Below are 10,316 nucleotides of genomic sequence, written 5' to 3' on the forward strand. Positions count from 1 at the left end.
TCCATCCATACCCGTATGACGACGAAGGAGCACCACTCATGCAGTACCGCACACTCGGCAACTCCGGCCTCTCGGTTTCGAACATCGCGCTCGGCACGATGGGCTTTGGCGACGACACCTCCGAAGTCGACTCGCACGCCATCCTCGATGCATTCCTCGGCGCCGGCGGCAACTTCATCGACACCGCCAACGTCTACGGCGGCGGCGAGTCCGAATCCGTCATCGGCCGCTGGTTCGCCAGCCGCCCCGACGACTTCACCGACAAGGTCATTCTGGCCACCAAAGGTCGCTTCGGGACCGGACCGGGCGTCAACGACGTCGGCCTCTCCCGCCGCCACCTCGACCGAGCCCTGACAGCATCCCTCCGCCGCCTCCAGGTCGACACCATCGACCTGTACCAGCTGCACGGTTGGGACCCGATCACCCCGGTCGAAGAGACCCTGTCGTTCCTCGACGACGCCGTGCACGCCGGGAAGATCCATTACATCGGTCTGTCGAACTTCACCGGCTGGCAACTGCAGCTCGTCCTATCCACCGCGAATGCCATGGGCGTGAGCCTGCCGGTCACCCTGCAGCAGCAGTACAGCCTGCTCTCCCGCGAAATCGAGTGGGAGGTGATTCCCGCCGCTCTCCACAACGGAATCGGCTTGCTGCCGTGGTCGCCGCTCGCTGGTGGCTACTTGACGGGCAAGTACCAGCGTGACGCCACGGCGTCACCCGATACCCGCGCCGGATCGGGCAACCCGGTCTACGAGCACGCCTCCGCCGACTATGCGTCTAAGGACCGCAATTGGAGCACGATCGAGACGGTGAAGTCGATCGCCGAACGCATCGATGCGACACCCAGCCAGGTCGCCATCAGCTGGACTGCCAACCAGCCCGCCGTCACCGCACCGATCGTCGGAGCACGCAGCCTTACCCAACTCGATAACAACCTCGCCGGCGCCGACCTTACCCTCGACCCTGCCGACACCGCCGCCTTGAACGAGGCCAGCGCCCCGACACCCGGCGACTACCCCTACGGACCGTTCGGCACACTGCAGGTCGCCCGCTACATCGATTCCAGCGCACAAGGACTCGGCGAGCTATTCGACCACTAGGAGAAGCGGAGGCTGCCCAGTGTTAGGACTGGGCAGCCCCAACCCTCACGCCGGGTGCCGTTGATCGTCCTTCGTACTATTCGACTCCACCAAACGGGCGTCATTCCGGGGTGCGAGCGTTTCGCTCTTGTGTACCGGTTCTAGACCGTCGGACAGAGGGCGGTAGCGTTTGCGCGCGTTGCACGGGCTCCGCCGGCAACCGGCCGCGGCGTCGGCCAACACCTCATTGACGGCATTGGCGCGGTCGTGGTGCGCGCTGAGGTCGCACTCGTCGGCGGCACGTGCGTCATCGAACTCGCACCCTTGCCGACCCAGGCGCCTCATCGCGACGGTGCCGAATTCGGTGCCGGCATCGTCCACAACGAGCGAATGGGGTGGCCCTTCGCTCGTGCAGGGGACTTTGAGTATCTGTGCAGACGACTGCGAGAACCGACAGCGAGAGTGCCAGAAACGGCGCGCCGTGTTCCATGGGCCGTGTCCGAGAGCTATGTACTGCCACCGACGTTCGCGATACAGTTCGGGCCATGAGAGCTGTCGGATATGCACGCGTGTCGACCCGGGAGCAGAATCTCGACGGTCAGACCGACGTGCTCGAAGCCGCCGGGTGCGAGAAGGTCTTCATCGAGCACGCCTCCGGTGTCCTCGCGAAACGTCCCGCCCTCGGTGATGCGCTGGACTACCTGCGCGCCGGGGACACCCTCGTCGTGACGAAGCTCGACCGGCTTGGTTGGTCGGTGCGGAACCTGAAGGAAGTCGTCGACGGGCTCGAGAAGCGAGGCGTCGGGTTGAGGGCTCTCTCGCAGGGCATTGATACGACGACCCCTGGTGGGCGGTTGTTCTTCCATATGCTCGCGGCGATCGCGGAGTTCGAACACGACCTCATCGTGGAACGCACAAAGGACGGTCTGGCTGCGGCCCGGGCCCGCGGCCGTAAAGGCGGTGGCCGGATCAAGATGAGCGCGACGAAGATCCGGCAGGCCCGGGCAATGTATGACGAGAAGACATACACGGTGCAGCAGATCGCGGAGACGTTCGGGGTTTCCCGCGGGACGATCTACCGCCACCTCGGCGAAGACGTCAGGGCATAAGGGCGGACTGCCGTGGTGCGGCGCAGCGTCCAGGACAAGATCGACCTGCTGCACCAGCACGACCAGGGCATCCCATGGACTCGTATCGCCGCGGAGTCAGGGGTTCCGCTCCGCACATTGAGCCGCTGGGCCACCAGCTATCGCGCCGATCCGTCGTCAACCAGTCTGCAACCAGCCCGACGGTGTGACCTCGGCACAAGACACCTTCCCGCAGAACTCGTGGAGGCGATTGAGGGTCTGGCGCTTCGCCGGCCGGAACCCAGCAAAGCGTTCGTCCATCGGCGCGTCACCGACATCGCCCGCGACCGCGGGCTCCCGGCACCCAGTTACTCCACCGTCCGCGCGATCATCGCTGGCATCGACCCAGGCCTTTGGACCCTCGCCCACCACGGGGACGCCGCGTACCGGGACACGTTCGAACTGGTCTTTCGCCGGACCGCGAACCACCCCAATGAGCAGTGGCAAGCCGATCACACGCTGCTAGACGTCATGATCCTCGATAAGGCCGGCGACCCGGTCCGGCCATGGCTGACCGTGGTGCTCGATGACTACTCGAGAGCCATCGCCGGCTACACCGTGTTCCTTGGTGCCCCAACCGCCGAGCGGACCGCCCTGGCGCTGCATCAGGCCGTGAACCGCAAGGCAAATCCCGCCTGGCCTGTATCCGGGCTGCCCGATGTCCTCTACAGCGACCACGGCTCGGACTTCACCTCCGCCCGACTCGAACAGGTTTGCCTCGACACCCACATCCAACTCATCCACTCACGGGTCGCCGTCCCGCAGGGCCGCGGGAAGATCGAACGCTTCTACGGCACCATCGCCACCGAACTGCTGCCGCACCTGCCCGGACACATCCCCCACGGCATGAACGGCAAACCAGTCTCTCCGCCGGCGCTGAACCTCGAGGATCTCGATGGGATCCTCGAACGCTTCATCGTCACCGACTACAACCAGCGCAAGCACTCCCAAACTGGCGACACCCCCGCGCACCGGTGGGCCTCCGCCGGATTCATCCCTCGCAGCCCCGCCCGACCCGACGACCTGGACCTGCTCCTGCTGACCGCGGCCGCCACCCGAAAAGTGCAGCGCGACGGCGTGCAGTTTGCCTCCACCCGCTACATCTCACCTGTCCTCGCCGCCTACGTCGGTGAGCACGTGACCGTGCGTTTCAACCCTCGCGACGTTGGGGAAATCCGCGTCTACTTCAACAATGAGTACCTGTGCCGTGCCATTGCCCCTGAACTCGCCGCCGCATCCGTCTCCCTGGAAGAACTCCGGGCCGCCCGCTCCACACGACGGCGTGAACTCAAACAGCAACTCCGGCAACGCCGCAGCCTCGCCGACGCACTACCCACCGATACCCGCTACATCCCGATCAACCCATCCGACTCGATTGGGCTGACTGACTCGATTGACGCGGAACCGACCCCAGCCCCGCCGCACGTGGAGGCAACTCCACGACGAAACAGATTGCGCCTCTATGCGACCGATTAGCACCAAGCCCACGGTCCTTTTCGGTAAGAACGACGATGGCCGCCGCTTCCTGACCGGCGACTTCGGTGAGGTCAACGACGACGCCCCACCGCTACCGACCCGGCCTCCGTTCCTAAGCACCCGTGAGCACCGACGCTTCACCGAGTTCGCTGACGCCGTTCGCACCCACCGCTACATCGGACTCTGCTGGGGGCCACCCGGCATCGGAAAGACCCTCTCCGCAAGGCATTACGCTGCCGTTGATGATTGGGAACAATGGCACACGGCGTTTACTGACCAGTCCGGCTCCGTCCCGCCCCGGGCCCTTGAAGCACGCACAGCGTTCTTCACTCCTACCGTCGCCGCTACCGTCCGGCAGATCGACACCGGGCTCCCGAAGGCCTGCCAACAAATTTCGTTCGCGGTCGACTACGCCGAGCACGGCGCCGTCGACCCCTACGTTCATACCGAGTCTCGCTCCAGCGGCCGCACCGAACTACTGATCATCGATGAAGCCGACCGCCTCAAGACTGCCGGCCTCGAACAAGTCCGTGACTACTTCGACCGCCACCACATGGGCGTACTTTTCATCGGTATGCCCGGCATCGAGAAGAGACTTGCCCGATACCCGCAGCTCTATAGCCGCATCGGCTTCGCCCATGAATACCGGCCACTCACACCCGATGAACTCACCGCTGTCCTGACTCAACGACTTCCGGCCAACAGCACGACCGCCGACCCGATCGCTCACACCACCGCGATCGCGACCATCGTCCGAATTACCGGCGGGAACTTCCGACTCGTCGATCGGCTCACCACACAAATCGAACGCATTCAGGCCATCAATAAGCTCGACACCCTCACACCCGAAGTCGTCGACGCCGCCCGCGAAACACTCCTCATCGGCCATTAACCATTGCGAGAACCACGCCATTCACCGCTGCGACTCACAAGCGACCTTTACCAGAGGGCCTCGGTGGCGGATATGCTCATGCGCTCGGCAGCGCCGGTCTCCGCCGCCCATCATGCGATTCCTCGCTACGAGATCAAGGTGGAGGCAATACGATGACACGCCAACGCACCGTCCTCATTACCGGCGCAGCGCGAGGAATCGGTCGAGCCATCACCGAACACCTCGCGGAGCGGGACTGGAGGGTGGTCGCGACCTACAACACGAGCCTCGACGAAGCGAACATTCTCCGACGTACGCACGGAGTGGAGATACGCCGCCTCGACCTCGCTGATCGGGCCGGGGTGCAGCATTTCGCTCTTCGAATCCGTGACGAATTTTCCTTCGATGCCGTGGTCAACAACGCCGGGCTTCTGGAAAAGGAACCGTTCGAAGCGCTCAGCCTCGACGCCTGGGACAGGTCGTTCGAGGTGAACGTCACGGCCCCTCTCATCCTCGCCCGGGAGATCGGCCTCCACATGCCGGCAGGTGGGAGCATCGTGAACATCGCCAGTACGGACGCATCGGTGGGGTCGTTCCGCGGCATCGCCTACTCGGCCAGCAAGGCAGCTCTTCTGTCGGTCACCCGGAGTCTGGCCAACGTGCTCGGCCCCCATGGTGTACGCGTCAACGCCGTGAGTCCGGGATGGGTCGACTCCGGCATCCTGGCCGAACCCTACGAAGCGGCCGGCCTCACACCCCTGGGTCGAAATGGAAGACCTAGCGACATCGCCGGCATCGTCTCCTTCCTGCTCAGCGACTCCGCATCCTTCATCACGGGAGCAACGATCGTCGCCGACGGGGGCTACACCGGGGTGGACTACTTCATGAAGAAGGAAAATGACTCGTCTGGGTAGAGAGCCTCGCCCCGGCGGGAAACACGGGGTGCGACTAGCTCCTCAGGTCAAAGTCCAGGTCGAGACACTCCGGGCTGATGAGCTCCCGCCAGGCCGACGTGACCCGCGCGCTCGGCAGCGCAGTAGCAATCGGCATCCGGTCCACGGCGATCAGCTGTGCCAGATCCAGGCCGGTCAGAGCGGCGATGTCCCGAACTGGCACCTGGAAGGTGCGGAACGGGCCCAGCGGGGGAGCGTCCCCCTCATCCCCGTCGTCCACAGCGCCCGGCTTCGGCACGTCCGGTAGGTCCTTCAGTTGCGGCGTCTGGTCCACGACGTAGCCCGTAGCGGCCAGAGATCCGCCCACCAGGAACACCGCGACTTTGAAGAACCGCAGCGGGATGTCCACGCCCCGGTACACGGGATCCTGGTCGCTGAAGATCGGGCCGGTGAAGACGACCAATCGCCGGCCATGGTCGGCGGCGTTCTCCAGCAGGTAGGTTTCCAGGCCCAGCCAGAGCTCGAGGCCCTGGTTGAACGTCGCGGCCTGCGGGGCGGCGTTGGTGTAGTGGAAGGTGTCCTCGTTCGCCTGCGCTGCCTCAGCGCGGGTGTCACCCCAGACCGCGGAGGCCCGGCGGACGAGGTGCCCGCGGTCAATCTCATTGTTCGCGTAGACCCGTTCCCCGGTCTGCTGGTCCTCGGCCAGGCGCGGGTCGAGGCGCCAGTCAATGCCGGACCGGTCGAGGTTCAGGAGTTTCGCCCCGTCGATGCCAAGTGCGGTGATGGCTGCCAGGCGCTTGTCCAGCCGCATCAGCACCGAGAAATGGGTATAGGGCAGCAGGACCGTCTCGACGTCGTCCAGCGTTGGGATCGGTACCCGGCGACTCAGGAAGTCCTCGTCGAAGCCCTCACGGTCCGAGAGGTTCTCGACAGTCGCGGAAGTCGCGGAAGTCGCGGAAGTCGCAGCAGTCGCAGCAGTGGTGGTGATGCGGGGGTCGGGCAGGGTGGCGTCCATCGGCTGAAGGTATCAGCGGCAGGTGACAGGTGGATGAACGCGTCCAGCAAGGCGCATGCCGTTCATCGGGCACGCGGCGAGGGGCGCCGGGTGCCCGTGCTGGCTATTTATTGTTCCTCTGGGCGGCGAGGTGGAACGCGTAGCCCAGACATCCGCCCATGATGATGCCGACGATGGGGCCGATTCCCCGGAAGAGGAGCACCCCCAGTACAGCTCCCACGATGACTCCGATGATGACGCTGCGCAGCACGCTTCTATTCATGAGTCAGACCGTAGGTTCCACCACGGTTGAGGACAACAGCAGCTCCAGGGGCGCAGTGCTGACTGGTGCTGACTGGAGCTGACGGACCACCCTGGGAAGCGCCTCAGACTCGGGAGGATGAGAGTCCGCTTTTGCGATTCGGTGAGATCCGCGACGTCACCAAGGATTCCTAACTCGCGATGGTGATGGTGGTGCTGACCGCGGTGGTGAGGGTGCCGGAGGTCGCGGTGAGCGTGTAGGTTCCGGGCCTGTCGATCCTGCACCCGGCGAATGCCGCGGTTCCGGAGACGGCCGGTTTCGGGTTTGGGGCGCAGGTGAGAATGGCGCCGGCGGCGTTGGTGAGGCTGAGGGTGACCGGGGCAGTACTTGTGGTGGGGTTACCGCCGGCGTCTTGGATCACCACGGAGGGCTTGCGGTTCGGATCGCGACGCTCAGCGATACGTCCCGGCATATGAGGACGGCGATGGAATCCAGGACCACGATCGACCTTGCAGTCGGGGTCATCATGGGGCAGAACCGGTGCAGCCAGGACGAAGCGATCAAGATTCTGCGTGCCGCCTCGAGCGGACGGAACGTGAAGCTACGGGACCTCGCCTCAAACGTGTTGGTGTCTTTGGGCCAGACGGGCCCGGTACGGACGCATTTCGACAGCTGACTCCCGCTGCCAGGTGCCACATCGACCCCCTGATGGTGTGGTTGATCCATGTGTTCGATTTGGGTCGGGCGCCTGCCTGCTACTGGTCAGGTTCCGGCGTGGGGTCGGTCTCTGATTCGTCGGGCAGGAGTGTCGGGCCATTGATCTCGGCTTCGACCTGGCGTGCGAGGGTTCGCAGTTTCCTGCCGTCCCGCGGGGAGTAGTCGCGCGGCTTCTGATCGATGACGCACAGGGTGCCGATCGTCCAACCGCCGGGTCCGCGCAGCGGGTAGCCGGCGTAGAAGCGGATGTATGGCTCGCCGAGAACTAGGGGGTTGACCTTGAATCTGTCGTCCTCGAGCGCGTCCGGGACGATGAGAGGGCCCGCGTTGCGGATCGTGGCGTTGCAGAAGGAGATTTCTCGCGGCATGTTCTGCTGGACCGGACCGATGACGGACTTCAGGAACTGCTGTCGGTCATCGATCAGCGCGACGATCGAGGAGCTGACCTGGAAGTAGTCCTTGGCTTCCTGGGTAATCCGATCGAACCGTGTCTCCGGCCCCGTGTCCAAGAGGTGGGACCGAGTGAGAGCGTCGAGGCGTTCTTGCTCTTGCTCCTTCGCGGTGAACAGGAACGCACCCGCAGACCCCAGGGCCCTGCGCGAATTTCTGGACGCTTGGGAAGACTCCTCTGTGTCGCATCGTGGGATCCGCAGATTCGTCTCTGCCTGTGAGAGCAGGTCATTCGTCGCCTCGACGAGCAGGTCACATTCCTCGATTGGCAGGATCAGCAGCCCGCCGAGGTATGCCTCGATCTCGAACTGGGACATCGCTCCGCCGACCCCGTAATAGCTGATCCATACATCCTCCACGCTCAGCCGGGTGGTCGAGAGTACTTCCCGCATCCGCTGAACCTGCGCTTCAGTGCTCACTATCAATCCTCCGGGCTCACGGCCTACCGCAGTCCTTGCACGACCGCATGTCGCCGATCAACACTCCAGCACTTCAACAGCATGCTTACTATTTACGGTAGCAAGCGAAGCCGCCGAAAGCGCAGAAGGGCGAGTTGTTGCGTGATCCTGCTGCATATGTCCGAGCCGGGCGAGGGATGCAACTTCGGGCGGTACTGCCCGAAAGGCGGGCAATGTAGGACGAGTCACCCACGGCAGGAATGATGAGGTAGTTGTCTTAACTGTGGCCAGGGTCAGGGTTCGGCGGCGGCGACGGAGTTGCTTCCTTCGGTCTCAATGACCGGGTCGCCTCTCTCGTAAGTCACTGTGTTCTCATCGCCTTCGACCTTGATGTCGCTGGTCTCCTCGACCTTGATGGTGTTGTTGTCTCCGTCGACGCTCACCTCGGGCACTGATCCTGTTGTGGCAGTGTTGCCGTCGCCTTTGAACGGGGGTGCCTGCCACTTTCATGGGTCAAGCACTTTTGTTGTCAGGCGAAGCCTTAACGAAGCGTGAGAAGGCTTGTGCCGTGCCCGGGTGGGCAGGAGGTGCACCACGGTGAGGTACCAATCCTTCTCGGTTACTGAGACTGCCCGAGTCTTCGTGTGATACCCGCCGGCGGTGCATTTGGTGTAGTTGCGGCCACCTGATTTGTGGAGAAGCTTCAGGCGCCCCGTATCGGGGTGATCTCATCCGCGGACGGTGAGTTCGTTGACGATCACGCGGGCGAGGGCTCGTGCGGCTTCTGGTGTCGGTGCGAATGCGGCGCTGTGTACGGCGTGCAAGGCGAAGGCTGCGAGCTGCGAGGCGTTCAGGTCGGTCCTGATCCGGCGGCCCGACGCGGCGGTATCAAGACCCTGGTGGGTAGCTTGTTGGATGAGGTCTGTCAGATACGTCTGCTGGTGCTCGTCGGCAGTCCCGCTCGGAGTGATGTCGTCTCGAGCAGCCGGAGCGTTCGGCGTTGAAGATTGCTGGGACACCACCGAGTAGACTTCGAGGACCGTTTGCAGTGTGTCCATCGGATCAGCGCTCGGCACTGCGTGACCGCGAAGGTAGGCAAGATAGCGGGATACCTGCTGCTCACGCCACGCCAGGATCAGGATCTCCGCCTCCGAGAAGTACTTGTCGAGGGTTGCCGGTGACATACCGGCAGCGTCTGCGGTCCTTGGCATTGTCACCGCTGCAATACCCCCATCCCGCAGGAGCTGCGCCACGGCGCCGACCACCGCTTTGCGCACTGCCGACCGGGTGCCTCCCAGAGCGCCACCGCGTAACGGCTGCAACTTCGGCACCTTCGCCATACCCGTACTGTATGTCTCGCTCATACCCCGACAATGCCGTGCACAGGCTATGAAACGCATGGAACATCCCGGAAAGACTCCCGAACCGACGGCCGGCATCAGTTACCCCTGACAGGATTTACGGCATGGCGAGACCCGTCATCGTGTCGGTCCAAGGTCGCCCCCAGATGTGGGTCATGGCAACCACATCCCTGGATCCAACCAAGGGACACACCAACGAAAATCCAAGAAGCCCGCGATTTCGATGGAAATTCACGGCCGCTGTTCTAAGAAATCTGAAGCGGATGGCCCAGGGCGTATGGGAACCGAACCGCCGGATGTGGGCCGCAGACACAGGCAGCGCTTCTAGGTGTGAGGTGGAAGTCCTGGTCGAGGTAATTCGGGCGGTAGGCAGTGCTGAACGTGCTCGAAATCTGACGGCACAGGAGCTTACACCCGCTGACATCGAGAAGATCATCGGAGCCAATCGAGCGACGGTGCACGGGCAGCCCAGCATGGGAATGCACGGCGCACCCTGATTCGGCCCGCATGATCACCGAATCGGGTTAGTTCCTCCTAACTTTTTACGCCGCCCCCGACCCCGTGATTTCGGCGCGGTGGGCCCTAAAATTGGGTTCATGGAGATAACCACCCGCGCAGGCCGGGTCAGTGCCGCCTTCGTGAGGATCGCGGACACCCTTGTCGACGAGTACGACGTGCTGGATCTGCT

The 10,316-nt window shown here is 63.7% G+C and carries 11 protein-coding genes and 1 pseudogene; 6 read left to right on the top strand and 6 right to left on the bottom strand.

Features of this window, described 5'->3' with window-relative positions; genetic code table 11:
* Window positions 1-38 precede the first annotated feature (38 nt).
* From ACX80K_RS15420 to ACX80K_RS15440, 5 genes are all read left to right on the top strand, one after another.
* Entirely contained in the window at window positions 39-1,100 is a 1,062-nt protein-coding gene (locus ACX80K_RS15420; protein WP_459272778.1) for an aldo/keto reductase, read from the top strand.
* Window positions 1,101-1,624: 524 nt separating this feature from the next.
* Window positions 1,625-2,188 carry a recombinase family protein gene (locus ACX80K_RS15425; protein ID WP_459272779.1) on the top strand — a complete coding sequence of 188 codons (564 nt, stop codon included), beginning with the start codon at window positions 1,625-1,627 and terminating at the stop codon, window positions 2,186-2,188.
* 12 nt (window positions 2,189-2,200) lie between these two features.
* Window positions 2,201-3,682: a Mu transposase C-terminal domain-containing protein gene (locus ACX80K_RS15430; RefSeq protein WP_459272780.1), complete on the top strand. Its 1,482-nt coding sequence runs from the start codon at window positions 2,201-2,203 to the stop codon at window positions 3,680-3,682.
* Window positions 3,669-4,574, top strand: a complete 906-nt coding sequence (locus tag ACX80K_RS15435) for an AAA family ATPase (RefSeq protein ID WP_459272781.1) — start codon at window positions 3,669-3,671, stop codon at window positions 4,572-4,574. The genes ACX80K_RS15430 and ACX80K_RS15435 overlap by 14 nt, the downstream gene beginning before the upstream one ends.
* A 152-nt stretch (window positions 4,575-4,726) precedes the next feature.
* The gene (locus tag ACX80K_RS15440) at window positions 4,727-5,467 is read left to right on the top strand and encodes an SDR family NAD(P)-dependent oxidoreductase (protein WP_459272782.1); all 741 of its coding nucleotides are present in this window, start codon (window positions 4,727-4,729) and stop codon (window positions 5,465-5,467) included.
* 34 nt (window positions 5,468-5,501) lie between these two features.
* On the opposite strand, the gene ACX80K_RS15445 is transcribed toward ACX80K_RS15440, so the two are convergent.
* The 3 genes from ACX80K_RS15445 to ACX80K_RS15455 all read right to left on the bottom strand — a co-directional run bounded on the left by ACX80K_RS15445 (window position 5,502) and on the right by ACX80K_RS15455 (window position 7,126).
* Window positions 5,502-6,461 carry a DNA/RNA non-specific endonuclease gene (locus ACX80K_RS15445; RefSeq protein ID WP_459272783.1) on the bottom strand — a complete coding sequence of 320 codons (960 nt, stop codon included), beginning with the start codon at window positions 6,459-6,461 and terminating at the stop codon, window positions 5,502-5,504.
* A gap of 103 nt (window positions 6,462-6,564) precedes the next feature.
* Window positions 6,565-6,723, bottom strand: a complete 159-nt coding sequence (locus tag ACX80K_RS15450) for a hypothetical protein (protein ID WP_459272784.1) — start codon at window positions 6,721-6,723, stop codon at window positions 6,565-6,567.
* A gap of 169 nt (window positions 6,724-6,892) precedes the next feature.
* Window positions 6,893-7,126, bottom strand: a complete 234-nt coding sequence (locus tag ACX80K_RS15455) for a hypothetical protein (RefSeq protein ID WP_459272785.1) — start codon at window positions 7,124-7,126, stop codon at window positions 6,893-6,895.
* 48 nt (window positions 7,127-7,174) lie between these two features.
* Between ACX80K_RS15455 and ACX80K_RS15460 the strand changes: the two genes are divergently transcribed.
* Window positions 7,175-7,378, top strand: coding sequence for an ANTAR domain-containing protein (locus tag ACX80K_RS15460; RefSeq protein ID WP_459272786.1), 204 nt, complete (start codon window positions 7,175-7,177; stop codon window positions 7,376-7,378).
* 79 nt (window positions 7,379-7,457) lie between these two features.
* Here the strand turns inward: ACX80K_RS15460 and ACX80K_RS15465 are convergent, their stop codons facing one another.
* The 3 genes and pseudogenes from ACX80K_RS15465 to ACX80K_RS15475 all read right to left on the bottom strand — a co-directional run bounded on the left by ACX80K_RS15465 (window position 7,458) and on the right by ACX80K_RS15475 (window position 9,607).
* Complete coding sequence (locus ACX80K_RS15465) at window positions 7,458-8,288, bottom strand: GAF domain-containing protein (RefSeq protein ID WP_459272788.1); 831 nt, start codon at window positions 8,286-8,288, stop codon at window positions 7,458-7,460.
* Window positions 8,289-8,560: 272 nt separating this feature from the next.
* A pseudogene (locus ACX80K_RS15470) lies at window positions 8,561-8,737 on the bottom strand (DUF3060 domain-containing protein); the annotation flags it as partial.
* A 258-nt stretch (window positions 8,738-8,995) separates the two neighbouring features.
* The gene (locus ACX80K_RS15475; protein ID WP_459272789.1) at window positions 8,996-9,607 is read right to left on the bottom strand and encodes a TetR/AcrR family transcriptional regulator; all 612 of its coding nucleotides are present in this window, start codon (window positions 9,605-9,607) and stop codon (window positions 8,996-8,998) included.
* Window positions 9,608-10,316 lie beyond the last annotated feature (709 nt).

It is taken from the genome of Arthrobacter sorbitolis (assembly GCF_054510995.1).